The sequence below is a fragment of the Chitinophagales bacterium genome, from assembly GCA_020635995.1.
Classification (GTDB): domain Bacteria; phylum Bacteroidota; class Bacteroidia; order Chitinophagales; family UBA8649; genus JAFMKE01.
In genome coordinates, this window is sequence record JACJYS010000001.1 from 202,101 (window position 1) to 228,899 (window position 26,799).

A 26,799-nucleotide genomic window follows, 5' to 3' on the forward strand; every position below is an offset into this window, starting at 1 on the left:
GAGTTTAAATTTTTTCTACTTCTAAAATATTGTTGTCAACGGCTACTACTTTAACAATAGAAGAAGAAGCTATGGCTTCTCCCTTAGTTGTGGCAGGCAGTTCTCTTGTTGTTCCTTTAATGGATATTAAAACTTTCCCTTTCCCATTGTTATTTTCAGGGATATTCAAATAAACCTCTCCTGTTTTTCCTATCAGTTCATTTACTTTAAACGTGTTGTCTTCAGAGAGTTTTAGTATTTGTTTTATAAGAAAAAAGAAAGCTAACAGAAAAATAACACCAACAAAAAAAGCTAAAACAATTAATAAAGTCTTGTTTTGTATTTGATTATAAAAAGCTACTCCGGTCCACCCAAAACCAAGCAGAAAATTAATCATATTTCTTACAGAAAATAAAGAAAACGGAGCATCGGCACCGTCAGCATCTGCATCTATGTCAAAATCAACATCGTGGTGCAAATCACCCCCTAAAATGGTTAGTAATGTTTGAATTAAAAAAATGGCAGTAACGCCTATGGATACAACCCAAAAGCCTTGTAATAAGGTATCCATATTTTCAAAAAATGACAGCATAGGTGTTTAGTTATGTACAAATATATATATTTGGGCATACACTTAGCTAAATAAACGGGTAAAATTTAAGTAATGTTTATAAAAACTTTATTTGCTTCTGTTTTTCCCAATAATTTGTCAAAACTTATTCTTAGGGGGACTTTTTCCCCTTTGGGGGAAGTCATATAGGGCTTCTTTAGATATCCTTAATACCTATGTATAATAAAATTGGACTATTATATATTCCTAATCGGCATAAAATAAAGAAAAAGATAATATAGATGCCGACTTGCCTTAAAAATCCTTTTTCTTTAACTTGAAATGTAAACGCAATACGGGCAATATAACCCAAAGCGATAGCACTCCTAAGGAGATAAATAAGCCTAAGTTTGTACCAAAAAAGTCTTTAAAAACAGCTCCGGTAAATCCTAAAAGAGCAGAAATATCTAATTTTAATAAGATTAATATCCGCGATAAATCTATGGGGTTAAGCATCATGCCTATTAGCGAAAATTTCTCTAAAGGATAATCGCTGAAATAGAAAAGGAGCACTAAAAATAAGCCGTCATATACTACCGCAAAAATGAGCCACATTAAAATGGAAAAACTAAAACCCATTATTTTATTATCGTTAGATATGGCAATATTATACGCCAAGGAAACAAAAATAAAATTCAAGAAAGTACCCGTAGTAAGCAATAAAGCAAAATTTCCTGTAGCTTCGGCATTGTTAAACAAGCCATAAAATAAAAAAGGCACGCCTAAACCTATTACTAAGCTCAAACTTAAAGAAATGGCAACGCCTAAATACTGACCTATTATTATTTTGTTTCGGTTTATGGGTTGTGCTAAAAGTAACTCTGTAAACTCTTTAGAATTGTAATAATACATTACACCAAAAATAGTGGCTATTAATGGCGTTAAAATTATAATGATATTCATTAAGGTAATAACCGCTTTTGAAACATCATTGTTTAAAAAAAGCAGTACAAATCCCAAGACAAAGTAAAAGAAAAAGTACACATAGCTCCATCGGCTTCTTAATAAATCATTTAAGCTGTATCTTAATATTTTAAGCATTTTCTTGTATTAAAAGTTGAGCAATGGAATGTTCTAAACTGTCTGTACCTGTTGTGTCTTTTAGCTGGCTTATTGTTCCTTTAAAATGGATATTTCCATCTAATAAAAACACTACATTATCGGCTATTTCTTCTACAAAACTCATAATATGCGATGTTACAAATATTGTTTTGCCTTTATCTTTTTGTTGTTGAATTATCTGTTTAAGTTTTATTAATGAAACAGGGTCTAAACCGCTTGTAGGCTCATCTAAAATAATTAAATCGCCATCAAACATAAAAGTAAGTACTATGTTCACTTTTTGCTTAGTTCCTCCGGAAAGATGGCTGAGTTTCTTTTTCATAAAGCTCTGCAAACCAAGTGTTTCTATTAGTTCTTGCTCTTCTGCTTGTGTTCCTCTTACATTTTTTACTATGTCTATAATTTCCTTAACCGTAAGGTTGGGCGGAAAATTGGCTATTTGAGGCAAGTATAAAATATCTTTCCGGTAATCCCACTTATTTATTATGCTTTTTCCTTTATATTCTATAGTGCCACTGTTGGGAATTACCATGCCTAAAATACACTTAATTAGTGTGGTTTTGCCGGAACCATTGGGTCCTAAAATAGCATGTATTCCACCCCGACTTATCTCTAAATCAAGATTTTTAAGCACTTCAAGCTTGTCAAATTTTTTATTTAACTTTTTAATTGAAATCATTAATAGGTTTTAATCTTGGTTTTTCGTCAATTAAATTATCCGGGGTAAATATAGGCGAAACTTTCTCTGAAAAATTGATAATATCAATAAATAAACTTCTAAGCAACACTAATGCTTCCGGAGATTCATTAACAACGTAAGAAAATAATTTAACGGGTCGGTAAGGAACATCGCCCATGCCGTTTTTATCTAAATCATAGCCTGAATACTCACTCCAATAGTTATTTTCAAACAAATTATCATTTAGTTTAGAATTATAAGAAACATCTAAAGCATTGTGTAAGAAATCATTATTCTTAAAAATATTTAGGTAGCAAGCTCCTCTTACTTTTATAGCCCAGCCATTACTTCTAAAAATATTGTTATTGTAGTTTATTCTGGTTGAACCCTCTATATTAATACCTATGGTGTTTTCTTCAAAAGTGTTTTCATATATTTCGGCATCGTAAATTTCTTTTAGCAAAAGCCCATAAGAGGCTGTACCCCAGTTATAAATAAATTTATTGCGGTACATATTTATAAACTTTGAAAACATAACCGCCACACCTGCACCGTTATTTTTAAATGTATTGTGGTGGTATTCATCATGGTTTGAAAACATAAAATGCAAGCCGTATCTTATGTTATTATGGCTGTTATTGTTGTATATTTTGCTGTTTTCTACAAACTCAAAATAAATACCATCACGCATATTAAACACTTCATTATTGTATATTTCAAGTTCTGAGCAGTGCCATGCATGAATGCCGTTTCCAGAGCTTGCTTCGTCTTTTATATTGCTGGAAACATTATTGTTTCTTATTATGCCTTTTTTAGATTTTTCTATCATTATTCCAAAAAAAACATTTTGAATGGTAACATTTTCTACTATAAAATTTTCGCTGTTATTTATTTTAATAGCGGCATTATCTTTTATATAGCTTACCGCTACATTTTGAATTTCTATATTTTTTAAAGAGAAATTTTGTGTGTTTACTATTATAACGCCCGACATGTTTTTGCCGTCTATAATAGTGCCTTTTTCGCCAGAAATTTTTACCGATTTATCTATTAGCAAATCACTTTCATAATAAGTGCCTTTTTGCATAAAAATAGAGTCGCCACTTTCTGCAAGTGCTATGGCATCTCCTAATGTTTTTACTTCACAAGTAGCACACGTTTTTATGGTTTTAGCAAAAACGAATGAGGTAAAAAGTAAAGACAGTATTAAAAAAGCTGTTTTTTTCATTACTTTTTTAAACGCATCTTTTCGTTAATAGTTTCCCAGTTGTAAATTTCTCCTCCGTTTTCCTGCTGAGTAGCTTGAGCCGCTTCTATATTTTTAAAAGCAGACAAATTAGCTCCCATAGGACTTGGAATGTTTTTACTTATTAAAAAATGAGCCTCTTTAGCCTGTGTCATAGTGCCTGGGTTGTTATAATCAGTTACTAATATAAAGGCTAATTCTGTATTTGCCAACTCTTCATCATGAATATGGTGTATTAAACACTCTACAGCATCGTATTTGTATTGTTTTCCCTTGCTGGTTACCACCTGCGAAGCATGAGTTTTATCTACAATATTCATTGAACAATAAGCACATTGGTCACTACCATATCTTATTTCTTCGGGCGATACGCTACAAGATATTAAAAACAACAAGTAGCAAAATACTATAACAATAAAAGGTTTTTTCATTTAAACTATTCTTTTTTGGCTTCTTTCATTCCTACAAAAAAAGCGACTAAAGATAAACCCATTCCGCCAAATAAAGCTATTGCTCCACTACGAGGGTATGAGTGTGCCACAAAGTTAAGAATTGTTTTGGTGCCTATTAATGGTGGCTGATATGCCATAGGTGTGCCATCATCATTAGTAAATTTTATAGCTGCTGTTTCTTTTAAATTGTGTCCGTAATTATACTCCCACTTATAAAAATCATACATGCCTGCTGTTCCAAACAAACTCATTACTATAAACCAAAGCAAAAATAGTTTGTGCTTGCCTACAATGCCAATTATTATACCTAATAATGCCATTGTCCCAATAACCACAGGAAATATTTTAAACTCTAACATATCGGTAGGTATGTCTTTCATGCCTACATAGTGGTTCATTAGGTTTATGTTTTGAATATCGTTAGGGTTGGCGTCCGCTATCTTATTAATATGTATATTCATACCAATAGGTTCCGGATATTGAGGGGCTTCTAAAGTAATGTTCCAAAGTGGGAGAACAAACAAAGCTAAGAGCAATGCAGCTCCTACTATCATAATAATTTTTGACAGTTTCATGATTTTATAATTTTTAAAAGAAAAAAATGTAAGGGGCTGTATTCACAAAGCCAGCCCCTTACGGGTTACCACTTATTCTGCGTCTGTAGGATCGCCATCTAAGGTATAAGATATTGGAACGCTAGATCCTTTTGCTGAAACCCTAACATAACCCTGCATTTCTTGGTGTAATGCAGAGCAGAAGTCTGTACAGTAGAATGGCCATACACCTTCTTGTTTTGGTTCCCAAACAAAAGTTTCTGTTTGTCCAGGCATAATTAATAGTTCTGAAGTATTAGCACCTATCATTGAAATACCGTGAGGTACATCAAAGTCTTGCTCTAAGTTAGTAACGTGGAAATATACTTTATCTCCCACTTGTACTCCTTCAATATTATCCGGTGCAAAGTGCGAACGTATCATTGTCATATAAATATGTACTACATTTCCTTCTCTTACTACTTTAGCTTCAGACTCACTTGTAGCAGCATATTTGTGTTTGTTTTCATCTAACTTAAATATTTTGGCACTTCTATCTTTTATTAAATCGGCAGGACAACCAGCAGCGTAGTGAGGTTCACCTACTGTAGGGAAATCTGAAAGTAATTCCATTTTATCGCCACTAATATCATATAATTGAGCTGATTGTGTTAACTCAGGACCTGTAGGTAAGTATCTATCTTTAGTTATTTTATTCATAGCTACTAAGTATTTGCCAGTTGGTTTTCTAGAGTTTCCACCTGGTATCATTAAGTGTCCTACTGAGTAGTATGTTGGTTTTCTGTCTATTACTTCCCAAGTTCCTAATTTCCATTTTACTACTTCAGAAGAAATAAAGAATGTAGTATAAGCATTTCCTTTATCGTCAAACTCTGTATGTAATGGACCTAAGCCTGGTTGTTTTACTACGCCTGCCACTACATCTTCATAATTTAAGATTGGAATACCATAAGCTTCTCCGGCAAATTTTTTGCCTTCTATAGCTTCTTGCATTCTAGTGAAAGAGTGTACTGTAAGGTCGGCAGATAATTTTCCGTTTCCTACTATATATTCTCCCGATGGATCAACATCACAACCGTGAGGTGATTTTGGTGTAGGTAAGAAATAAACTGCTCCCGGTACTTCTGTTGGGTCAACTACTAAAACTTCATTCATCATTGTAGAAGTAGCAGTATGTGTTTCATCGCTATAAACGTTATGTGCATATTTAGCCGGCATTTTTTTGCCACCGCCATTATTTACATATTCTTCAATTTTTTTCCAGTTAACTGCTGCTATATAATCTTTATCGTTTTGCGAAGCATTAACTTCTAATAATGAATTAGCTTCTTCTGTATTGTAGGTAGTAAAGAAAAACCAACCATGAGATTTTCCTCTTCCCGGGTGAGATAAGTCATAGTCAAACCCAGGCATTATTAACTGAAATTTAATACCCATGTGTCCTGTTTCTTGATCTACAGAAATAAAACTAAGTGCTCCTTTAAAGTTTGATTTGTATTCTGAAATAGGCATATCTTTTTGCGGAATAGGAACAGAAAAACGAGTACCTGCTACTACGTATTCTGTGTTTTCAGTAACGAAAGATGAACTGTGGTTACCGGCACTATTTGGTACTTCTATAATTTCTTCTGTTTCAAAAGTAGATAAGCTAATTCTTGCTATTCTTGGTGTGTTGTTTCCGTTAATAAACACCCATCTTCCGTCTAACTCTCCATTAGTTTGAGAAATGTCCGGGTGGTGGGAATCATCCCAAGGCACAAAACCATAAGATGTGTTTAACATTGGTTTTGTTTCTTCGTTAAAACCATAAGCTTTTTCTGCATCTACAGAAAAAACAGGAATAACTTTAAATAATCTTGCAGACGGTAAGCCATATACAGCTAACTGACCGCTGAAACCACCCGAAACAAAGGCATAGTATTCATCATGCTCTCCGGGTGCTACATATACTTTTTCAGCAGCATTGCCCGATAATGCACCACTTTTACTGTCTTTTTTCTTTGAACTTGTGTTGCCACAGCTTGCTAAAACAAGCACCGCAACAAGCGTGTAAATAATATTTTTAATTGTTTTCATATTTTTTTAATTGTTTTAATGTTTTTATTGTTTGTTGTCTTCTGACCTAAAATATTCTAAAATTTTTCTAGCATCTTCTTCACTCACATTTTGGTTAGCCATAGGAGAAAGGTATTCAGCCAATAAATCTTTAGCTAATTTATTTTTTTCTACCATTTCTTCTGGATTCATAATCATGTTCATTATCCATTCTGGTGTTCTTCTTTCTGTAACGCCTAATAATGCTGGACCCACAAAACGTTTTTCTATTTTATGGCATGCAGAGCAAAGTGTTTTAAATGTTTCTTTACCTTCGGCAGCCATTGTTTCGTCTATTTCGCCTAATTCTACACTGCTTATTGGCCCTATTCCTTTGTCTTGCATTGGATCTACTTCGGCAGTAGTTTCTTCTGCTGGTGTAGATTCCACTCGTTCTACTTCAACATTTTCACTATTACTGCTTGAATCGCTTGAACAACTGTAAATAGCAAATATTGCCATTAATAAAATTCCTATTGATTTTTTCATTTGTTTTCTTTTAAATTGATTAATGTTTTTTGTTTTAAAATTTATCTTTTTTATTCTGCTGGTACAATTACGTTATCTATAACATGCACCCAACCATTGCTAACTTTTACAGATTTTAAAATTTCAAATCCACCAACGGTTATTTTGCCGTCATTATCTACCACATCTAAATACTGCCCAGATGCCATATATAGCTTTCTGCCTTTTTTAGCTTCTTTTTGAAGTTGCTCAATAGGATAATTAGCCGGGGCAACATGATTGGTAAGAATGTAAGCCAATTTTGCTTTGTTTTCTGGTTTTAACAATTCTTGAACAGTTCCTTCCGGAAGCTTGTCAAAAGCTGAATTTAATGGAGCAAAAACCGTTAATGGTCCGGCATTAACTAAAGCGTCTGCTACGCCTGCCGCATCTACTGCCGCTACTAAAGTTGAAAAATCGTCTAATGACTGTGCTAACTGCAAAGCATTAGGGTCAGAAACTTCATCAACCACGCCCGACTGTCCGTGAGATTCCGTTTCAGTAGTTGCACTATTAGACACTACACTTTCTTCTTGTGTGGTGCTTTCAGTAGAACTGTTGCAGGAAAAAAGAGCCACTACGGCTACTAATAAAATGAGATTTAATTTGTTCATAACTATTTCGTTTTGTTTTAATTATAGGGCAAAGTTACAACCCAAATGATTTATATCATAGGATTTATGTCATTATTTAAGATGATTTTGTCCTTTTTTTTGAAATTTATTTTCCATTAGGGTTATCTATACTTTATAATTATAGTATTAGCTATGATTTATTTAATTTATTACTTTTGCAAAAGTAGCATGAAACAAGAACAAAACAATAGTTCAATTGAAGAATATAAAATAGTTCTTCCTCAGTTTGAAGGGCCATTTGACTTATTGCTTTTTTTTATAGAAAGAGATGAGTTAGATATTTATGATATTCCTATAGCTCAAATAACGGACAATTTTTTGAACTATATTCATCAGCTTAATCAATTAAATATTGAAGTTGCCAGCGAATTTATTTTGGTGGCAGCTACTTTGATGAAAATTAAATCTAAAACTTTAATTCCAAGAAAAGAACTGGACGAAGATGGCAACGAAATAGACCCACGAGAAGAATTAGTACAAAGGCTTTTAGAATACAAAAAATATAAAGAGGTAATAGAGCAACTTAGGGAAATGGAAGCCGACCGACTGCTTAAAAACAAACGTGGCGGTAGTGGCAAAGAAATGCAAAAAATAGCAGAACTGTTTTCTACAGAAGCAGAACTTGAAAATTTAGAACTATACCAACTGCTTAAAGCATTTAAACGTGTAATGAATAAACTACACGAAAGGGAAAGCAAGCCCGTGCATACGGTAGTGAAATACAATTATACCATAAGAAACCAAAAAAACTATCTATTAGAAGCCGTAGCAAAACAACCCAAACTTGCTTTTGAAGATGCTTTTCTTCAATTAGAAAACAGAGTGCAGGCTGTTTTTACTTTTTTGGCCATGTTAGAACTTATTCAAGAAAAATTTTTAAAAATAAGCTCCGGTGTAGGTATTAATAATTTTTGGTTAAGCAAGGGTTAGTTATACCGATTAGGAATATATAATAGTCCAATTTCAGCTTCGCTTTATTGTGCTAAATATATTGCTCTATCGGCATTTACCATTGTAAAACACAAAATAGTCTAATCTATTTTGTGTTAACAATTGGTATTAATCCACTTCGCAAGTTAAACAGGCTAAGCCGTTTTCTGTCATAAGCCAAGTATTGTTGTCTAAATCTTTACTTTTTTTGGTAGCTTGTAGCACGGGGTCTTTTATATATTTGCTGGTATATTTACCAAAATTTATTTCTGTACCCACAGGTACTTCTAAAGTATATTTTACTTTTTGAAATCTAAACTGCCCTTCGTCTTTTATTTCTAAAGTAGTAGGCAAAACAAGTTCACTGCTATCTTTAAATTCTAATTGGTAGCTTATTTTATCTATATGTTGCTTACACTCTTCTACTGTTCTTCCTCTACTTGAAACTGCCGCTTCTAACTTAAATTCTTTTGCCGGTTTTACCTGCAAAATAGCAGAATTTAAAAACAAGGTGTTTATTTCTGGACGATACAGGATATTTTTAGCGTTGAACCCATCTTCATTTATATTAAATTGAAAACCTCCTTCTTCGTCTAATTCTGACTGTTTAAAATTTATGGTAACTGTTTTTAATGAATCTGCAAAAGGAACATCTATGTAATTAAATGCTATTTCTTCTTTACTAAAGTTTTTAGCTACATCTACTGTAGCCACAACAAAAGCTAAAAGAGCTACCAACATTAAAACGCCACTAATAATAAGCGTTTTTGCCCATGAAACTTTAGATTTTTTATATGCTTTGGCTATTAAATATAGTAAAAAGATACTTGGTATAGCCACCAAAGCAAAAATGGAAAAGGCAAATAGTAAAAAGAAGAAATTGCTACTAAATACAAGGTTTAGGTATTCTTCTCCAAAGAAATTAATAAAAAAAGTACCTCCCGACCAAGCTATAGAAAACACAAAAAACTTAAAAAACAATATTAATCCTACTATTAATAAAGCTGCTTTAAACAATAGTTTTAATATTTCTTCTGCGTTTCTGCCTCCTGTTTTGCCTAATTCGGCTAAATTTTCTTTGCTAAAATTTTTTTTTACCGATTCCGAAATATTACTAAGATTAATCGGCTCGCCTTTCATTTGCATTTTTTGGATATTAGTTTCTGCTTTGGGCATTATTATCCAAAGTATAATATAAATACCGCCCACAGGCACGCCCACACTGGCTATACCTAATATTACAAATATTAAACGCAACCATATAGCATCTATACCTAAATAGGCACCTAAACCACCCAGTACACCTGCTATTATTTTATCATCGGGGTTTCTAAATAGTTTTCTGGTAGTGCCACTGTTTTGTTTATATGAATTTTGATTTTCATTGCTCCCATTGGTTTCTTCATCTATAACTTCCACATCGCCCAGCGTAGCTATTGATTCTTTTACCATATTAATATTTACAACTTGAGTAAATTTTCCCAGTTTTTCGGTAAATAATTCAGCAAAGCGGTTTTCTATATCGTTAATAATTTCGCCTTGTTCTTCGCTGTTATTAAATGTAGCTTTTACTTTGTTTAAGTAGTTTTCAAGTAAAGTATAAGCATCATCATCTATTTGAAATGCCAAACCTGCAAGGTTAATATTTATAGTCTTTTTCATAATTTTAAGATTTTGTAAGGGTGTTTACTGCTGTTTTTAAAAAGTCCCAAGTTTCATGTAGCTCAGTTAAAGCCTCTTTTCCATTGTTGGTTATTGAATAGTACTTTCGCGGTGGCCCAGAAGTAGATTCTTGCCAATTATATTCTAAAATTCCGGCATTTTTTAAGCGGGTTAATAAAGGATAAACCGTACCTTCTACTACTATCATTTTAGCATCTTTAAGTTGCTGTATAATATCGGTAGAATAGGCTTCTCCTTCATTTAAAATAGCCAAAATGCAATACTCCAATATTCCTTTTCGCATCTGCGTTTTTGTATTTTCTACATCCATTGCATATTAATTTGTAATGCAAATATATAAACTTTATTTGGTACTATGTAAAACAAAGTAGTGTTTTTTTGAAAAAAATTATCTCTACGCCTATTTTGTAATATAAATTATACACTCCACACGCTGTTGCCCACTTTATATTTTGCTATTAATTTTTATCTACCAATAGAAGTGCTATGTTTAGGCACTAAATAAAATCAAAAGCTTATGTTAGATCAATTTGAAGTAACAGGAGGAAAAAAACTTAAAGGAAATATTATACCTCAAGGAGCTAAAAATGAAGCTTTGCAAGTGGTGTGTGCCGTGTTGCTTACGGCAGAAAAAATAACCATGCACAATTTGCCCGACATACGGGATGTTAATTTTTTAATAAAGTTACTGAGTGATTTAGGTGTAAAAGTAGAGAAAATAAAAGAGGGAAGTTATACTTTTCAGGCTGATGATATAAATTTAGAATATCTCCATAGCGAAGATTTTAAAAAACAGGGAGGTTCGCTACGTGGCTCTGTTATGATAATGGGCCCTCTTTTAGCTCGCTTTAAAAAAGCTTACATTCCTAAACCCGGAGGAGATAAAATTGGAGCTCGTCCTTTAGACACACATTTTATAGGTTTTCAAAAACTGGGAGCTACTTTTAGCTACAATAAAGACGATAATTTTTATACCGTACTTGCCGAAAATTTAGAAGGTAGGTATATGTTGATGAACGAACCTTCTGTAACGGGAACTGCCAATATAGTGATGGCGGCAGTAATGGCAAAAGGAAAAACTACTATATATAATGCTGCTTGCGAGCCTTACCTACAACAACTATGTGGTATGCTAAATAGTATGGGAGCAAAAATAAAGGGCGTAGGAAGCAATTTATTAGAAATTGAGGGAGTTACAGAATTGGGCGGTTGCACCCACACTTTATTGCCTGATTTTATAGAAGTGGGCTCTTTTATAGGCTTGGCAGCTACTACGCAAAGCGAAATAACCATAAAAAACTGCCGTATAGATATGTTGGGACCTATTCCTGATGTTTTTAAAAGACTGGGCATACAAATGGAATTTAAGGGCGATGATATTTATGTGCCATCGCAGGGCGTGTATGAAATACAAAGAATGATAGACGGTTCTATACCTACCATTTACGATGCTCCATGGCCTGGTTTTACGCCCGATTTAATTTCAATAGTTTTGGTGGCAGCCATACAAGCTAAAGGCAGTGTTTTAATACACCAAAAAATGTTTGATGCCCGTTTGTTTTTTATTGACAAACTAAAGGATATGGGAGCTCAAATTATACTTTGCGACCCACACCGTGCCACCGTAATAGGTATAGAAAGAAAATACAAACTCAGAGGCATACAAATGAGCAGTCCCGATATTAGAGCAGGAGTAGCTTTATTAATTGCCGCACTTTCTGCCGAGGGGAAAAGTATTATTTCTAATATACACCAAATAGACCGTGGCTACCAAAATATAGATGGTAGGCTGAATGCTATAGGAGCAGATATTAAGAGATTGTAGGATGTTTGTTGTAGCTTAAACGCACAATAAGGCAAAAGCTGATATTGGGCTATTATCTACACCTAAACGGTATTACTAACGGGGTTAATTACCTCATTTCCAAATTATCATATCACCTAATTATTAATTACCTCATTTTAAAATTAATAAATACAGTATAAAATGTAATTTTGCACAAAATTAAGTACATTGACACTCGCAAATGTTTGATTTTAAAATATTCTATCGCGGAGCATTCATTTTAAGTTTGTTCGGTTTGTTGGCTTTTGTTTTTGATTTAGGGTTTTCAAACTCTCCTATGTCTCAAAAAATTTTAGAAGACATCTATTTTGTACTTTTAGGTATAGGTGCTCTTGCTATAATTTTAAGATATATAGAAAAAGGTTTTAAAGTTCCTAAAAAAGTACTCTTGTTTGATGCCTTTTATATATCCTTTGCAGCACTAATTTTTTATGATTTTTTAATTGCCGAAAATAGTTTAATAACACATCCACTACTGCAAAGTAGTGCCTGGATAAAACTTGCTGTTTTCTTGTTTTTTGTGCGTGAGTTTTTTGAAATTAGATTCAATTTTAAAAGAACAGTACTCAATCCAGCCCAACTTTTTGTACTTAGTTTCCTGTTTATAATTGTTTTAGGGGCATTTTTATTAATGATGCCCAATGCCACTAACGGGAATTTATCTTTTATAGATGCTTTATTTACCTCTACAAGTGCCGTTTGCGTTACAGGCTTAATTGTGGTGGATACAGCTACTTTTTTCACGGAATTTGGACAATTTATTATCTTAATACTTATTCAAATTGGCGGTTTAGGCATCCTTACTTTTGCCAGCTATTTCTCTTATTTTTTTAGGGGAAAATCAAGCTACGAAAACCAACTAACCCTCAGCGATATGACTAACTCAAAAAACTTGAGTGAAGTTTTTAGCACCTTGAAATATATTATCTTAATTACACTAACTATTGAATTTAGCGTAGCTACATTTATTTATTTTTCTGTTGAAGAAGTTGCTTTCCCTTCTTTTCAAAAACATGCTTTTTTTGCTTTATTCCATTCTATATCAGCATTTTGCAATGCCGGGTTTTCTACATTAACTAATAATTTATACGAAGACGGATTTAGATACAATTATTTTATGCAGTTAGCCGTAATTGCTGCCTTTGTACTTGGTGGTTTAGGGTTTCCTATTGTGGTTAATATTATGAAATTTGTTTCTTACCATGTTCGGAAACTAATAACTTTTGGTAAAAGTAAAGTAGTGTATAAACCTTGGATTTTAAACCTCAACAGCCGTATTACACTTATTACTACCATAGCACTAACAGTAATAGGTTTTATAGGTTTTTATGCGTTAGAGTATAATAATACCCTTGCCGACCATAGCGGATTTGGAAAAATAGTAACGGCTCTTTTTGGAGCTACTACTCCACGTACCGCAGGTTTCAACACTATTGATATGTCTAAAATGCTATTCCCCACCACCATGCTGGTGTTTTTATTGATGTGGGTAGGAGCATCGCCAGCTTCTACAGGTGGCGGTATTAAAACCAGTACATTTGCCATTGCTATTTTAAATTTTATAAGTTTAGCTAAAGGAAAAAGCCGAATTGAAGTTTTTAGACGAGAAATATCAGATATTTCTGTAAGTCGTGCTTTTGCCACCATAGCTCTTTCCCTTATGGTTATAGGCTTTGGTATTTTAATAATAACCATTAAAGACGGGCGTTTTGGACTGATGCACATAGCTTTTGAATGTTTTTCGGCATATAGTACTGTAGGCTTAAGTTTAGGAATAACGGGCGGATTAAGTACTTTAAGCAAAGCTGTTTTAATAGTTATAATGTTTGTAGGAAGGGTAAGTATGCTTTCCATTTTAATAGCATTGTTTAAAAAAGATAAATACAAAAATTATAGATATCCAAAAGAGGAAATTACCATAAATTAAAAAGTAATGAAATATATAATAGTTGGTTTAGGAAACTTTGGTGCATCATTAGCCCAAGAGCTTACCGAAATGGGACACGAAGTAATAGGCATAGACAGCAGAATGGCTAAAGTAGATACCTATAAAGAAAAAATATCGCATACTATATGTATGGATGCCACAGACGAATTTACTATGGCAGGCTTGCCCATTAATGACACAGATGTTTTTATAGTAGCCATAGGCGAAGACCAAGGTGCCAATATTATGGCTTCGGCTATTTTAAAAAACTTTAAAGTAAAACGTTTAATAAGCCGGGCTATAAACAATCTACATGAAAAAGTGCTGCACGCCATAGGCGTAGATGAAATAGTACACCCCGAACAAGAAACTGCCGAAAGATGGGCTAAAAAGCTGAACCTAAGAAATGTGGTGGACTCCTTTGAGCTAAGTGATAACTTTAGCATAATAGAAACCGAAGTTCCGTTAAATTTTGTAGGGAAAACCTTAGCCGAAGTTGATTTTAGAAAAAACTTTAACATTTTATTGCTTACTACCATTAAAAAAGAAGAAGTAAAAAGTTTAATAGGTAAAACCAGATTAGAAACTAAAGTGCAAGGTGTAGCTCAAAATAATATAGCTTTTGAAGAAAAAGATATTCTTGTTTTATATGGAAACAATAAAGATTTAGAAAGATTTTTAAAGAAAAAAAGCGAAGATTAAGCCTTTATTAAGCTCTAAAAATTTCAATATCCGTCTTTTGAGGCGTAAATATTTCTCCTCTGTGTTTTTTAGGCGAAAAACTTGGACAGTCGCATTTGCTACCCTTGCAAGCACTAAGAGTGCTTAATAAAGCTATAATTCCCACTATCATCAGTATTTTTTTCATAACAAAATGCTTTACTTTGTTTGTTAAACGAAATAAATATACAAATAATTGCAACAAACTATACTTTTTGCTATACTCAATTGGGGTTTAGGACACGCCACAAGGTCTATTCCGCTTATCAACTACTTACTTAAAAAACAGTATAAACTAATTATTTGTAGCGATGGAGATGCTTTAGCTCTACTACAAAAAGAATTTCCTCATCTCATTTTTGAAAAAACACCTGCTTACAATGCAAGCTATACCAAAAATAAAAATCAGCTTTTTATACATTTGGCTAAACAAATTCCTCACTTTATAAAAATTATAAAAGAAGAAAATAGGCTGTGTGAAAAATTGATAGAAAAACACCAAGCTAATTTTATTATTTCAGATAATAGATATGGATTTTACAATAAAAATATACACAGTGCTTTAATTTGCCATCAGTTGCGTTTGCTTTTTCCTCAATCTCGGTTATTTGAAAACATGGTAAATGCCAGCTATATTAACTTTTTAAAACCCTTTTCAGAAATTTGGATACCGGATATTGCTCCTCCAAAAAATTTAAGTGGCAGAATGAGCCAAACAAACTTAAAAAATACGCATTACATTGGTATAGATTCAAGATTTATAAAAACCAAACCTACTGAAAGTATAAATATTCTTGCGGTAATTTCTGGTCCTGAACCTCAAAGAACGCTTTTAGAACAAAAAATATACACGCAACTACAAAATATAGAGGGAAACCACCTGATAGTTAGAGGCACAAAACAAAAAAGTGAAGTTGTAAATACTGAAAATATAACGGTGGTAGATTTAGCCACTACTCAGCAACTAAACCAGTGGCTTATAAATGCCGAAACTGTGATAAGTAGATGTGGCTATACTACTATAATGGATTTAATAAAATTAAATAAAAAAGCTATTTTAATTCCCACTCCCGCCCAGCCAGAGCAAGAGCATTTAGCTCAAAAACTGATGAAAAACAAATGGTTTTTATCTGCGAAACAAGATGAACTTAATATAGCAGCAACACAAAAACAGCTTATTAATTATGCTCCGCCTAATATTTCATTAGGTTATAATGAAGAGATAATAGATGCTTTTGTAATACCGATTAGAAATATATAGAGGAAATAAACCAAACGCTTCTTCAACATTAATGTATTTCCAGTCCAAGGGGTTTAAACCCCTTGAATAAACCCCTTGGATTGGAAATTGAAAAAACATAAATGACGTGAGTTTCATCTATAAGTTTATATTTGAAGGTTGTCAATATATATGAAAAGTGCTTGATTTATATGGTATAATGCCGATTATGAATATATAACAAACCAATATCGGCTTCGCCTTATTGTACTAAATACTTTTATCTACCGACATTTACCATTGTAAAATTAGGCTATTTCGGAGTATAAGATGTTCCTTTGTCGGAAGATAATTCCTTTTTCTTAATATCTACTTTTTGTTTTATTAAAAGCAGTTTTTCCATTTCTTCAGCAGAAGCGGTTTTAATTTTATCTAAAATTTGCCTTTCAAGCAGTTTTATTTTAAAGAAATTGAGCCAGTGCAATTCTGTATTTATATCTTCTTTATAAATTTCATTTTTTGTGGTGGTAAAAACTTTCTTTTTTACCCAGCCCTCACTCAGGGCATCATCATATTTATTCAAATTGCCCATTATTAAAGTTATAGCCAAATTGCTTATTTCTTCATCTTGATGATTAATAAAATAATCGCTGAGCTTGGTTTCTTCTTTATTTAGCTCTTTAGATAGCTTTATTATTTTTAGATGCAATTCATTTTCTAACGGAACACTTTCTAACTTCCCAAAAATATATTCGTAAGTCATTAAATCATCACTATACCTGTTGTCTCCATACTCTAAAAGTGTGCGTATAACTTCTCTTTCGTATTTTTCTATATTAATTCCTGCGTCTAATAATTCTTCATCTTTTTTAGCCAAATTTTCTTCTAAACCCACATTTTCTTCTACTATATCATCTGTTTTGTTCTGCTCTTTCCTTCTATTTTTAATTATTTCTTTGCGAGTTTTATTAGCTTCATTAATTAAAATTTGTTCGCTTACTTGCATTAAAGTAGCGGTTTCTTTTATGTAGAGCGAACGTTTTATGGCATCGGGTATTTTAGAAATACTGGCTATAATATCCGTTATAACGGCTGCTTTTTTTACGGGATTATTTTCTGCATCTTTTAGCAAAAGTTTAGTTTTAAAAAAGATAAAATCTTCTTGATTTTCAGCTATAAATTTTAAAAAATCTTCTTTGTCATTTTTTTGAGCAAAAGAATCCGGGTCTTCATTTTCGGGCAGTAAAACTACTTGAACATTTAAACCATTCTCTAAAATAATATCTATACCACGAAGTGCTGCTTTTATTCCGGCATTATCGCCATCGTATAAAACGGTAATGTTTGGAGAGTATCTTCTTATTAGTTTAACTTGATTTTCTGTTAAAGAAGTACCACTTGATGCCACTACATTTTCTATTCCCATTTGATGCATAGAAATAACATCTGTATAACCTTCTACTAAAAAACAATTTTCTTGTTTTCTAATTTCATTTTTGGCAAAATAAATACCGTAAAGCACTTTGCTTTTGTCATAAATATCGGTATCGGGTGTGTTAATATATTTAGCTGTTTTGACATTACTTTTTAATATTCTCCCTCCAAAACCCAGCACTTTTCCACTAATGCCATGGATAGGAAACATAACTCTATCTCTAAAAAAATCAAGTTTTAAGTTTTCCTTTTTAGAACTTAATCCTGCATTTTGAAGCATTTCTAACAGATAACCTTTTTCAATGGCAGCATTTGTTAAAGCATCTTTTTGCTCTAAAGCATATCCTAAATCAAATTTTTGAATGGTATCTTTAGTGAAACCTCTTTCTGTAAAATAACTTAAACCTATAGCTTTGCCCGTTTCATTTTCAAACAAATTGGTTTTAAAAAAGTCTTTGGCAAATTCATTAACAATATACAAGCCTTCTCGCTTTGATTGCTGTTCAATCATTTCGGGGCTTTGTTCTGTTTCTTCTATTTTGATATTGTATTTTTGAGCTAAATATTTTAGTGCTTCTACATAGCTAAAATGCTCGTGTTCCATAACAAATTTAACGCTATCGCCAGCTTTGCCACAGCCAAAGCATTTATATATCTGTTTAGATGGCGAAATAACAAAAGAAGGTGTTTTTTCTTGATGAAAAGGGCAGTTTGCCTTGTAGTTGCTACCTGCTTTTTTCATAGAAATAAAGTCGGAAAGCACATCTACAATGTCTGCTTCATCATTAATTTTAGCTATGGTTTCTTTGCTAATCATTTATTACAAAGGTAAATAGAAAATTAGGCAATTTTTAAAATTGAATTATCTTTATGATTATCCGTAAAGATACTCATGAAGTATTTTATATTAACTTTTCTTTAGTAGAAAAGTTACAAAACCTGCCTTGACGGCAGTCAAGGAATTGCACTAAGTCTTCAGCACCCCATTAAAATCTCACAGGTCTTTGGAACATCAATTTAATGATTGTTTCCGTAAAAGGAATTTGGGATTCCGTATAAATTTTTCCGTTTCACTACAAAATTTTACGGAATGACGCCCCTGATATGATGATTTTTTTGAACTTTTAGTTCAAAAAAATCATCTCCTTGTTCTTCAAACAGTTTAATTTTTTACGGAGTTTTCGGTTAATGGGTGCCCCGCTTACAAACTTAAGGTGCACTTTTTATCTGACCTTAATCAAAAATACGTTAAGAAATGATGTAAAACAGACATCCAAAGTGAATGAAATTATAAAACAGTAAACAGACAAATTAGTATGCTTCTACAAATAAAAATACTTTAGGAAAACTAAAATTGAGCATACATTAATTTGTCCTCGTCTGTTTTATAGCATTTTAGTGTTTTTGATTACAGTCTTGATTTTTTGTTACTTTTGTATCAAGACAAAAGTAAAAGACCACAAACTGTAATTCAAATTACTTAAACGTCCCAAGATGCTATCTTAAAGTATAAATTATTGGTATAATAACGGATAGTCATATTTATCTTATAATAGCTATACTGGTTTTAGCTTTTTCTTTTACATCTTTAACAGTGCTTCCCGAAAATACATAATATATCCCCGTTCTGGCTCGCTTGCCATTCATATCATTGCCATCCCAAACAAACTTACCACCCAAGGCATAGCCTTCTTTAATTAATACTCCGTGAGTGTCGGTTATTTTTACATAAGAATCACTTATTAAACCTTCTATAGCTATTGGTCCTGTATATTCCGGACGTACAGGATTAGGGTAAGCCTTTATGTTTTCATAATTTTCTGCCGGTTCTGTGGCATCGCCCATGTAAGAAACCATGCCTCCGCTTGTAAAAATAAATACTTCGCCATTAAATTTATTTACGGTTATATCGTAAATTTCGGTATTAGGCAGTGGACTGTTTTCGGCATTAAAACTCAGTATTTCTTCTTTGCCGTCTTCGCTCATTAAAAACACACCAGCACTGGTGCCTATCCATTTTCTATTGGCACCATCTACCTCTATAGCACTTACTCTGTCTGTTTCAAAAAGATACTCGGTATATAGGTCTAATGTGCTGGTAATTCTATCTGAAATACGGCAAGTAGATGTGGCATCAAAAATTCTGCTTGGACAAGAAAAAACGGCAATACCTTGAGCTGTACCTACCCAAACTTCGCCATTTTTATCTAAAGCCATACTTAATACTGAATTGTTGGGTAAATTTCCTTGATTTCCATTAGTGGTTAGGGTTATTTTTTGCTCGCCAGAAGCACTTAAATTTTCGCCCTCTTTATATACTATTATGCCTTGCCCATTTTGAGCCACCCATTTTTGCTCACTATCGTCTATTAGTAAATCTACCATTTTTTGATTATCATTTCCTATACTGAAACTGTACCATTCATCATTTGGTGTTTTTACTTTTAATGCATTGTGGGTTTCGGGGTTTAGTACCCACGTGTTTCCTTTGCTATCTGTGGCTAAACCTGTTACTTTTTGTACTCCGGGGTTTAATAAAGCAGAACTTATAGGACTGTTAGAAGAATTATAAACTTTGCCCGTAGCAAAATCGCTAACAAGCAAACCCGTAAACATACCCACGTACAGCTTGTCTTCGTATTCATTATAAACTATTCTGGTAAACTCCTGAATAGGAAAATCGGTAGGTATAAAAGTATAAATATTGTAATTGTACCATATACCTTCTTCAAAAATATAAAAACCTCCTTCTACATTGTCCATTCCATCTACATTATTATTAATTCCACCCGAAGTAATAGCCATGCTATTTTTATAAGAAACAGCATTAAAACCTATGTTAGTAAATGGATTGTTGCCAATGCCTATTTTTTGCTCGTCTTTATAAATACCCAGTTTTTTATCGCCCATATAAATACTGTTTTGGGTTTTGATACAAACTTGTGGGTCTATTAAAAAAGAAGTGTTTAAAGAATCTATAACACTATTTTGTACACTATAAATATTTAAACCTTTAATAAAAGTTAGTGTTTCTGAAGCTTTTAAGCTTTTTAAGGGCAATGTATCTGTATAAATTGTTTGCCACATACCATTATGATAAAAAGCCAGCTCAGTAGAAATGCCGTACAAAGTATCGTTAAAACTTTCTATTTCGCTTAAACCACTTATATAGGGCACGGCATGATTCCATTGGGAATAATCAAGTAAATTGCCTGAACTTATAGATGCTTTTTTTAAACCTTGTGCTGTTAAAGCAAAAATAGTGTCTTGTACAATGGCACAATCCGTTACTTTTACTTGGTCGCCTGTAGAACCTATTACGTAGGTGTTGTCAATTTCTTCATTTTCAAGGTCTAAAACTACTATTCCAAAATCTGTACTTATGTATGCAAAACCATGGTTTGTATATATGCCATTAATGTTTTTAGAACTTGACGTTAGTTTGTTTTTTATATCAGGAATATTAATAATAGTATTGTCTTTAAATAAATCAATATTACTATTGTTATAGGCTATTATAAAAGTGTTAAAAGTACTGTCGTAGGCTATGTCTTGCACACCAAAATCGCTGAGCCCCGATGCTTTATCTAAAGTTCTGGTTGAGTTATCGGTAATATCGTAAAGAAAAACAGATTTTTCTGTTGCTCCCATAATGATATTTGGGGCATAAGTTAATTTCATTACATTATTATAATTAATGTGCATACGCCATGTGCCTATTTGCTGGGTTTTGGCAGTAAAACCCATAAGCAATAACAAACAGAATAAGGATGTTTTTATATTCATGAATTGCAAAGTAACACTAATTTCATTGTATAAACGGTATTATTAAAAGCATATTTTATAACATGGCATTATCTGCAAAACTATAATAGCCATTGTACGAAACAATTATGTGGTCTATTAATTTGATGTTGAGTAGCTGCCCTGCTTCTTTTATTTGTTTTGTTATTTTAATATCTGCTTGCGATGCCCGCATGCTTCCCGAAGGATGATTATGAATTAAAACTACGGATGAAGCCAAGCGTTCAAGGGCATATTTAAACAACATTCTTACATCTACAACTGTGCCTTCCATACCTCCGGTGCTCAGTTTTTCTTTTCCTATAATAGTATTTGAATTGTTTAAAAAAAGCACCCAAAATTCTTCATAAATTAAGTCGCTAAGCTGGGCAATAAACAGTTTATAAATATCAGAACTATGTTTAATTTTATTGGTGGTTGATAAATTTTCTGCTTGGCGTCTTCTGCCCAGTTCCATGGCTGCCACTATAGAAATAGCTTTGGCTTCGCCTATGCCTTTAAACTTCATTAAATCTTTTACCGCCAGTTTTCCTAATTGGCTTAAATCGTTGTTTACGTAATCTAATATTTGAGAGCAAAGCTCTACTGCGGTAACTTTGGGTGTTCCGCTACCTATTAAAATTGCCAATAATTCGGCATCGCTTAAATTAGATTTTCCTTTAGCCAGCAGTTTTTCTCTTGGTTTGTCTTCATCGTTCCATGTGGTAATGGGCTTATTCATAAGCATAAAATTAAGCAATTAATACCAATTGTTAACACAAAATAGATTAGACTATTTTGTGTTTTACAATGGTAAATGCCGATATAGATATATAGTACAATAAGGCGAAGCTGAGATTGGACTATTATATATTCTTAATCGGCATAATTATTTTAAAAACTTCATAACTATCCTAATGCTCTGTACTTAAGTAATGAATAATGCATGATTGCTAAATTTAGGTAACAAGTGCAATTTTTTACCTTTGTCTTGACACAAAGGTAACCAAAGGTCAAGACTGTAATCAAAAACACTAAAATGCTATAAAACAGACGATGACAAATTAATGTATGCTCAATTTTAGTTTTCCTAAAGTATTTTCACTTTTAGGAGCATACTAATTTGTCTGTTTATTGTTTTATAATTTCATTCATTTTGGATGTCTGTTTTACACCATTTCTTAACGTATTTTTGATTAAGGTCGGGTAAAAAGTGCATCTTAAGTTTGCAAGCGGAATACCTTGACTGCCATCCAGCAGTTTTTGTAACTTTTTTACTAAGAAAAGATAGTGTAAAATACTTTATGAGTTTTTTACGAATGGTGTCATAATCATTCTTCTATCTGATTTTGAATGTTATTTAAGTGTTCTATCAAAGTGTTTAGTTTGTTTTGTTGTTTAGCTATAGTTTTTGGTCTTAAATAAAACCAATTGAATAAAAACCAAATGGCTACTGTTGCGTAGCAAGCTATGGCTAAAAGTAGTGGCATTCTGGCAGCATACTCTATCATATATAAACCAATACCCAATGACAGCATTATAAAATAAAGGCTTACCATTTTTGAGTGTAACTTCTTTTGTTTTTCCTGTAACATGAGTAAATTTTCTAAGTAACTTTTGTTGCTATTTGTTTCATTTAGCTTTTTAAGTAAAGGAAATTGTTTGTTATAAGCAAATAGAAAGATTATCATTGCCAAAATAGTTAGTACTATCCCAATTTTTGTGCTTATAAATTGTGGTTTTGCAAAATACCATATTACTATAATAAAAACTGTAGTAAGTATGCTAATTGCATTGGCAAATATAATTTGGCTTAAGTTTTTTTGACGGTATTTTTTTATACGGTTAAAAATATTTTGTACGTCTGCTTGAACAATATTCTGCTCATTCCACATTTTGCTGAAGTCTATATTATTTTCCATGATTTTCAAATTTTGTTTTTAATTTTTCTTTAATTCGGTGTATTCTAACGCGCGTATTACTTTCTGAAATGCCAACAATAGTAGCTATTTCGGCTTGGTTTATGTTTTCCAATTCTAAAGAAATAATCAGTCGGTCTAATTCGGGAAGCTCTGCAATAAATTTTTGTAGTAGCTGTAAGTTTTTTTCTTCGTTACTTGATTTTTCTTCAGATAAATGAACAGGTATTTCGGTATTAAACTTGCTTTTATCACTTTTAATGTGGCGTAAACATTTATTGGTGGCTATTCTAAAAATCCAGGTGTTTATGCTAGCTTCTTGCCTAAATTCGGGTAGTTTTTGCCAAACCGTTATAAATGTTTCTTGAGCCAAATCTTGAGCAGCCGTTTCATTTCCTAAATATCCCAAGCATAAGCGATATATTTTAGCCCAATAACTATTATAGATTTGTTCAAATTCCATTAGTAATTTTATCCTTTAGATACCAAAAGTTGCAAAATGTTACAAAAGAAACTGAAAAAATTATTCGTGGCACGACTCAAAGTCGTGCCACGAATACTATTATACCGATTAGGAATATATAATAGTCCAATTTCGGTTACACCTTATTGTACTAAATATATTGCTCTATCGGCATTTACCATTGTAAAACACCAAATAGATTAAACTATTTGGTGTTGACAATTGGTATTACTTCAAAAATTTAATATTTCTTTTTAGTCCTTCATATTTTGTGCGTTTTACGGCACTGCCTTCAAAAAGATTATTAAATTCCTCTAAAGATAAATTATCCCATTCTTCTTTGTTTTTAGACAGCAGTTCTTCTTTGGCGTTAAATTTTTCTTCATTATTTGCTTTAGCTCGGGCATTTATGGGGCACACATCTTGGCAAATATCGCAACCGTAAATCCAACTCTCCATTTTATCTTTAAAAAAAGTAGGTATTTCGCCTTTGTGTTCTATGGTGGCATAAGAAATACACTTGCTACCATCTACTTTGTAGGGTTCAAAAATGGCATTAGTAGGGCAGGCATCTATACATTTTGTACAGTTGCCGCAGTAGTCTTTAACTGGGCTGTCGTATTCCAACTCTAAATCGCAAATTATTTCTGCCAAAAAGAAAAAAGAACCTTTGCCTTTAGTGAGTAGTAGCGAGTTTTTTCCTATCCAGCCCACACCGCTTTTTCTTGCCCAAGCGTGTTCTAAAATAGGTGCACTATCGGTAAAAACCCGTGCATTAAAACTGCCTATTTCTTCTTTTAATTCATCTACTAATTTCTGTAGTTTTTTACGTATAGTTTTATGGTAATCCTTTCCATAAGCGTATTTGGCTATTTTGTAAGTGTCTGTATGTTGTTTTTGGGTAGGGAAATAGTTGTAGCTTAGCGAAACTACAGATTTTGCTCCGGGAACTAACAATGTAGGGTCTGCCCGCAAATCAAGATGATTTTGCATATAGCTCATTTGCCCGTGCATACCTTGGTTGAGCCAATTTTTTAAAAACCGCACATCTTCATTTAAAACCTCAGCTTTGCTAATGCCTACTTCTTCAAAACCATATTTATAAGCTTTTGATTTTAGAAGTTTGGTAATGGTGGTTACAGGTTTCATGGTAATACAAAGCTATGGAAAAAGCATTATTTATAAGCAAATTATATAAATACCATGCTGTTTAGAATGATATAATAGCCTTATTTTTAATTAACTATTGAGTATAAAGAGTATTTTTGCTGAAATATAAAAAACAAACACATGAAAATAATGAAGATTTTATTAGGAATTATTGGTGTAATACTATTGGCGTATATGGCTTTAGGTGTATTTGGAAAAAAGAACTACAAAGTAGAAAGAGAAATATTAATACAAGCCCCAAAAGAAGCTATTTGGAAGCACATAAGTAACTATAATAATTGGGGGGCGTGGTCTCCGTGGGTTAATAAAGACTCAAATGCAGTATATACTTTTTCTGAAGAACAAGGGGGCGTTGGTGCGGCTCAATCTTGGGAAGGTAATGAAGAAGTAGGCAAAGGCTCTATGGAAACCACAAAAACGGAGGGAAACGATTTATTAGAATATAAATTACAATTTATAGAACCTTGGGAAATGCAGTCTTATGGTGGATTTACTTTAGAAACTGTAGATGAAGGCACTAAAGTTACTTGGACAGACCAAGGCAATATTCCCTTTATGCAAAGAGCCTTTATGATATTTATGGATATGGACAAAATGATAGGCCCTGATTTTGAATTGGGATTACAAAAACTAAAAGAAATAGCTGAAAATGAGAAAAGCTTAGCACAGGAATATGAAATTAAAACCATAGATTTTCCTGTCACCACATACATTGGCAAAAAATACAAAATAGCTTTTACTAATTTAGATGCAGAACTATTTGGCAATACATACCAAACCATAGGTGTGTTTTTAGCAAAAAACAACTTAGAATCTGAGGGCATGCCTGCTGCAATATATTTCTCGTGGGACATGGAAAATGGCACAACAGAGATGGCTCCTGTAATTCCCGTAGCCAACTATACTAACGGAACAAAATTAACAGACGAGTTAGAAGTTTTTAGTGCTAATGCCACAAAAGCGTTAGAGGTAGATTATTATGGTCCCTATGAAGAATCAGGCAAAGCACATGAGGCTATTTCTAAGTATTTAGTAGAAAACAATATAGAGGTTAAAGGTTTTGTTATAGAAGAATATGCCAATGACCCTGCAACAGTAAACAGCTCACAAGAGTATTTAACTAAAATATATTATCTGTTAAATTAATTTCTCCTTGAGATACTCGAACCACGACTCCAAGTCGTGGCACGAGTATTTTAGAGCCTAAAATTCTCTAATACACAATGTCTAACTGTCTAAAAATTTAATAATTTTCTGCCAATTTGTCCCTAAATATACAATGGCAAAGAATTTGACAGCACCTAATAATATAATATTAAGTGAAACTATGAGCCAAGAAGAACAAAACGAAAAAATAGAAGAACAAGAAATAAACAAAGAGGAAAATACTGCCGAAGAGCCGGAAGTAACAGAAGCTACAGAAGAAAACTCTGTAGAAACTTTAGAAAGAAAACTACAAGAGCAAAAAGATAAATATTTGCGTTTATTTGCCGATTTTGACAACTATAAAAAACGTACAGCCAAAGAACGCTTAGACCTACTAAACACAGCAGGAAAAGATATTATTTTAAGCATTTTACCTGTTTTAGATGATTTTGAACGAGCTATAGCTGTTGCCGATAACGCTACAGATGTAAACTCTGTAAAAGAAGGTATGGATTTAATAAAAAACAAGCTATTTAATACCTTAAAACAAAGAGGTTTAGAGCCTATGGATAGCCAAGGCAAAGATTTTGATGCAGAGCAGCAAGAAGCCATTACTGAAATACCAGCTCCTAATGCCGAAATGAAAGGGAGAGTAATGGACGTAGTAGAAAAAGGCTATTTAATGAACGGTAAAATAATACGCTACGCAAAAGTAGTAGTAGGTAAGTAATATATAAAGTA

General features: G+C 32.8%; 25 protein-coding genes. 7 read left to right on the top strand and 18 right to left on the bottom strand.

From position 1 onward, the window contains the following. Window positions 1-4: 4 nt before the first annotated feature. The 9 genes from H6578_00930 to H6578_00970 all read right to left on the bottom strand — a co-directional run bounded on the left by H6578_00930 (window position 5) and on the right by H6578_00970 (window position 7,797). Window positions 5-571 carry an NfeD family protein gene (locus H6578_00930; GenBank protein ID MCB9225719.1) on the bottom strand — a complete coding sequence of 189 codons (567 nt, stop codon included), beginning with the start codon at window positions 569-571 and terminating at the stop codon, window positions 5-7. A 273-nt stretch (window positions 572-844) separates the two neighbouring features. Continuing rightward, complete coding sequence (locus H6578_00935) at window positions 845-1,630, bottom strand: ABC transporter permease (protein ID MCB9225720.1); 786 nt, start codon at window positions 1,628-1,630, stop codon at window positions 845-847. Next, window positions 1,623-2,330: an ABC transporter ATP-binding protein gene (locus H6578_00940; protein MCB9225721.1), complete on the bottom strand. Its 708-nt coding sequence runs from the start codon at window positions 2,328-2,330 to the stop codon at window positions 1,623-1,625. Before H6578_00940 ends, H6578_00935 begins: the two co-directional genes overlap by 8 nt. After that, window positions 2,317-3,558, bottom strand: coding sequence for a nitrous oxide reductase family maturation protein NosD (gene nosD / locus H6578_00945; protein MCB9225722.1), 1,242 nt, complete (start codon window positions 3,556-3,558; stop codon window positions 2,317-2,319). Before nosD ends, H6578_00940 begins: the two co-directional genes overlap by 14 nt. Next, window positions 3,558-4,007, bottom strand: a complete 450-nt coding sequence (locus H6578_00950) for a nitrous oxide reductase accessory protein NosL (protein MCB9225723.1) — start codon at window positions 4,005-4,007, stop codon at window positions 3,558-3,560. Before H6578_00950 ends, nosD begins: the two co-directional genes overlap by 1 nt. A gap of 5 nt (window positions 4,008-4,012) precedes the next feature. Next, window positions 4,013-4,603: a hypothetical protein gene (locus tag H6578_00955; protein MCB9225724.1), complete on the bottom strand. Its 591-nt coding sequence runs from the start codon at window positions 4,601-4,603 to the stop codon at window positions 4,013-4,015. A gap of 72 nt (window positions 4,604-4,675) precedes the next feature. Then, window positions 4,676-6,658 carry a Sec-dependent nitrous-oxide reductase gene (gene nosZ / locus H6578_00960; GenBank protein ID MCB9225725.1) on the bottom strand — a complete coding sequence of 661 codons (1,983 nt, stop codon included), beginning with the start codon at window positions 6,656-6,658 and terminating at the stop codon, window positions 4,676-4,678. Between the two features lie 24 nt (window positions 6,659-6,682). Next, window positions 6,683-7,138, bottom strand: coding sequence for a cytochrome c (locus H6578_00965; protein MCB9225726.1), 456 nt, complete (start codon window positions 7,136-7,138; stop codon window positions 6,683-6,685). Between the two features lie 77 nt (window positions 7,139-7,215). Then, entirely contained in the window at window positions 7,216-7,797 is a 582-nt protein-coding gene (locus H6578_00970; protein MCB9225727.1) for a fasciclin domain-containing protein, read from the bottom strand. A 189-nt stretch (window positions 7,798-7,986) separates the two neighbouring features. Here H6578_00970 and H6578_00975 point away from each other — a divergent pair, with 189 nt between their 5' ends. Beyond that, a complete protein-coding gene (locus tag H6578_00975; protein MCB9225728.1) occupies window positions 7,987-8,748 on the top strand; it encodes a segregation/condensation protein A in 762 nt (253 codons plus the stop codon). 129 nt (window positions 8,749-8,877) lie between these two features. On the opposite strand, the gene H6578_00980 is transcribed toward H6578_00975, so the two are convergent. Together H6578_00980 and H6578_00985 are read right to left on the bottom strand one after the other, a co-directional pair. Further along, complete coding sequence (locus H6578_00980; GenBank protein ID MCB9225729.1) at window positions 8,878-10,410, bottom strand: PspC domain-containing protein; 1,533 nt, start codon at window positions 10,408-10,410, stop codon at window positions 8,878-8,880. 4 nt (window positions 10,411-10,414) lie between these two features. Further along, window positions 10,415-10,741 (bottom strand): PadR family transcriptional regulator, encoded by a 327-nt coding sequence (locus H6578_00985; GenBank protein MCB9225730.1) that lies wholly within the window; start codon window positions 10,739-10,741, stop codon window positions 10,415-10,417. 207 nt (window positions 10,742-10,948) lie between these two features. Between H6578_00985 and murA the strand changes: the two genes are divergently transcribed. The 3 genes from murA (at window position 10,949) to H6578_01000 (ending at window position 14,906) form a co-directional block, all read left to right on the top strand. Continuing rightward, on the top strand, window positions 10,949-12,256 hold the full coding sequence (murA, locus tag H6578_00990) for a UDP-N-acetylglucosamine 1-carboxyvinyltransferase (GenBank protein ID MCB9225731.1): 1,308 nt from the start codon (window positions 10,949-10,951) through the stop codon (window positions 12,254-12,256). A gap of 202 nt (window positions 12,257-12,458) precedes the next feature. Further along, complete coding sequence (locus H6578_00995; protein MCB9225732.1) at window positions 12,459-14,204, top strand: ATPase; 1,746 nt, start codon at window positions 12,459-12,461, stop codon at window positions 14,202-14,204. A gap of 6 nt (window positions 14,205-14,210) precedes the next feature. Next, on the top strand, window positions 14,211-14,906 hold the full coding sequence (locus H6578_01000; protein MCB9225733.1) for a TrkA family potassium uptake protein: 696 nt from the start codon (window positions 14,211-14,213) through the stop codon (window positions 14,904-14,906). Window positions 14,907-14,913: 7 nt separating this feature from the next. Here H6578_01000 and H6578_01005 read toward each other — a convergent pair whose 3' ends face one another. Then, on the bottom strand, window positions 14,914-15,072 hold the full coding sequence (locus H6578_01005) for a hypothetical protein (protein MCB9225734.1): 159 nt from the start codon (window positions 15,070-15,072) through the stop codon (window positions 14,914-14,916). Window positions 15,073-15,120: 48 nt separating this feature from the next. On the opposite strand from H6578_01005, the gene H6578_01010 reads away from it, so the two are divergent. After that, on the top strand, window positions 15,121-16,185 hold the full coding sequence (locus tag H6578_01010; GenBank protein ID MCB9225735.1) for a glycosyltransferase: 1,065 nt from the start codon (window positions 15,121-15,123) through the stop codon (window positions 16,183-16,185). Between the two features lie 271 nt (window positions 16,186-16,456). Here H6578_01010 and H6578_01015 read toward each other — a convergent pair whose 3' ends face one another. The 6 genes from H6578_01015 to queG form a co-directional block, all read right to left on the bottom strand. Further along, the gene (locus H6578_01015; GenBank protein MCB9225736.1) at window positions 16,457-18,394 is read right to left on the bottom strand and encodes a DNA primase; all 1,938 of its coding nucleotides are present in this window, start codon (window positions 18,392-18,394) and stop codon (window positions 16,457-16,459) included. A 725-nt stretch (window positions 18,395-19,119) separates the two neighbouring features. Next, window positions 19,120-21,363, bottom strand: a complete 2,244-nt coding sequence (locus H6578_01020) for a hypothetical protein (protein MCB9225737.1) — start codon at window positions 21,361-21,363, stop codon at window positions 19,120-19,122. Between the two features lie 55 nt (window positions 21,364-21,418). Beyond that, window positions 21,419-22,102 (bottom strand): DNA repair protein RadC, encoded by a 684-nt coding sequence (gene radC / locus H6578_01025; protein ID MCB9225738.1) that lies wholly within the window; start codon window positions 22,100-22,102, stop codon window positions 21,419-21,421. 589 nt (window positions 22,103-22,691) lie between these two features. Continuing rightward, complete coding sequence (locus H6578_01030; protein ID MCB9225739.1) at window positions 22,692-23,282, bottom strand: hypothetical protein; 591 nt, start codon at window positions 23,280-23,282, stop codon at window positions 22,692-22,694. Beyond that, complete coding sequence (locus H6578_01035; GenBank protein ID MCB9225740.1) at window positions 23,272-23,742, bottom strand: RNA polymerase sigma factor; 471 nt, start codon at window positions 23,740-23,742, stop codon at window positions 23,272-23,274. Before H6578_01035 ends, H6578_01030 begins: the two co-directional genes overlap by 11 nt. Window positions 23,743-23,970: 228 nt before the next feature. Continuing rightward, a complete protein-coding gene (queG, locus tag H6578_01040; GenBank protein MCB9225741.1) occupies window positions 23,971-24,891 on the bottom strand; it encodes a tRNA epoxyqueuosine(34) reductase QueG in 921 nt (306 codons plus the stop codon). Window positions 24,892-25,041: 150 nt separating this feature from the next. Between queG and H6578_01045 the strand changes: the two genes are divergently transcribed. Next, window positions 25,042-26,058, top strand: coding sequence for an SRPBCC family protein (locus H6578_01045; protein MCB9225742.1), 1,017 nt, complete (start codon window positions 25,042-25,044; stop codon window positions 26,056-26,058). Between the two features lie 181 nt (window positions 26,059-26,239). Next, window positions 26,240-26,788, top strand: a complete 549-nt coding sequence (locus H6578_01050; GenBank protein ID MCB9225743.1) for a nucleotide exchange factor GrpE — start codon at window positions 26,240-26,242, stop codon at window positions 26,786-26,788. Window positions 26,789-26,799 lie beyond the last annotated feature (11 nt).

Bases quoted from the DNA above. Each gene is read 5' to 3' on its own strand.
- H6578_00930 (MCB9225719.1), bottom strand. From the start codon at position 571: ATGCTGTCATTTTTTGAAAATATGGATACCTTATTACAAGGCTTTTGG.
- H6578_00935 (MCB9225720.1), bottom strand. From the start codon at position 1,630: ATGCTTAAAATATTAAGATACAGCTTAAATGATTTATTAAGAAGCCGA.
- H6578_00940 (MCB9225721.1), bottom strand. From the start codon at position 2,330: ATGATTTCAATTAAAAAGTTAAATAAAAAATTTGACAAGCTTGAAGTG.
- nosD (MCB9225722.1), bottom strand. From the start codon at position 3,558: ATGAAAAAAACAGCTTTTTTAATACTGTCTTTACTTTTTACCTCATTC.
- H6578_00950 (MCB9225723.1), bottom strand. From the start codon at position 4,007: ATGAAAAAACCTTTTATTGTTATAGTATTTTGCTACTTGTTGTTTTTA.
- H6578_00955 (MCB9225724.1), bottom strand. From the start codon at position 4,603: ATGAAACTGTCAAAAATTATTATGATAGTAGGAGCTGCATTGCTCTTA.
- nosZ (MCB9225725.1), bottom strand. From the start codon at position 6,658: ATGAAAACAATTAAAAATATTATTTACACGCTTGTTGCGGTGCTTGTT.
- H6578_00965 (MCB9225726.1), bottom strand. From the start codon at position 7,138: ATGGCAATATTTGCTATTTACAGTTGTTCAAGCGATTCAAGCAGTAAT.
- H6578_00970 (MCB9225727.1), bottom strand. From the start codon at position 7,797: ATGAACAAATTAAATCTCATTTTATTAGTAGCCGTAGTGGCTCTTTTT.
- H6578_00975 (MCB9225728.1), top strand. From the start codon at position 7,987: ATGAAACAAGAACAAAACAATAGTTCAATTGAAGAATATAAAATAGTT.
- H6578_00980 (MCB9225729.1), bottom strand. From the start codon at position 10,410: ATGAAAAAGACTATAAATATTAACCTTGCAGGTTTGGCATTTCAAATA.
- H6578_00985 (MCB9225730.1), bottom strand. From the start codon at position 10,741: ATGGATGTAGAAAATACAAAAACGCAGATGCGAAAAGGAATATTGGAG.
- murA (MCB9225731.1), top strand. From the start codon at position 10,949: ATGTTAGATCAATTTGAAGTAACAGGAGGAAAAAAACTTAAAGGAAAT.
- H6578_00995 (MCB9225732.1), top strand. From the start codon at position 12,459: ATGTTTGATTTTAAAATATTCTATCGCGGAGCATTCATTTTAAGTTTG.
- H6578_01000 (MCB9225733.1), top strand. From the start codon at position 14,211: ATGAAATATATAATAGTTGGTTTAGGAAACTTTGGTGCATCATTAGCC.
- H6578_01005 (MCB9225734.1), bottom strand. From the start codon at position 15,072: ATGAAAAAAATACTGATGATAGTGGGAATTATAGCTTTATTAAGCACT.
- H6578_01015 (MCB9225736.1), bottom strand. From the start codon at position 18,394: ATGATTAGCAAAGAAACCATAGCTAAAATTAATGATGAAGCAGACATT.
- H6578_01020 (MCB9225737.1), bottom strand. From the start codon at position 21,363: ATGAATATAAAAACATCCTTATTCTGTTTGTTATTGCTTATGGGTTTT.
- radC (MCB9225738.1), bottom strand. From the start codon at position 22,102: ATGAATAAGCCCATTACCACATGGAACGATGAAGACAAACCAAGAGAA.
- H6578_01030 (MCB9225739.1), bottom strand. From the start codon at position 23,282: ATGGAAAATAATATAGACTTCAGCAAAATGTGGAATGAGCAGAATATT.
- H6578_01035 (MCB9225740.1), bottom strand. From the start codon at position 23,742: ATGGAATTTGAACAAATCTATAATAGTTATTGGGCTAAAATATATCGC.
- queG (MCB9225741.1), bottom strand. From the start codon at position 24,891: ATGAAACCTGTAACCACCATTACCAAACTTCTAAAATCAAAAGCTTAT.
- H6578_01045 (MCB9225742.1), top strand. From the start codon at position 25,042: ATGAAGATTTTATTAGGAATTATTGGTGTAATACTATTGGCGTATATG.
- H6578_01050 (MCB9225743.1), top strand. From the start codon at position 26,240: ATGAGCCAAGAAGAACAAAACGAAAAAATAGAAGAACAAGAAATAAAC.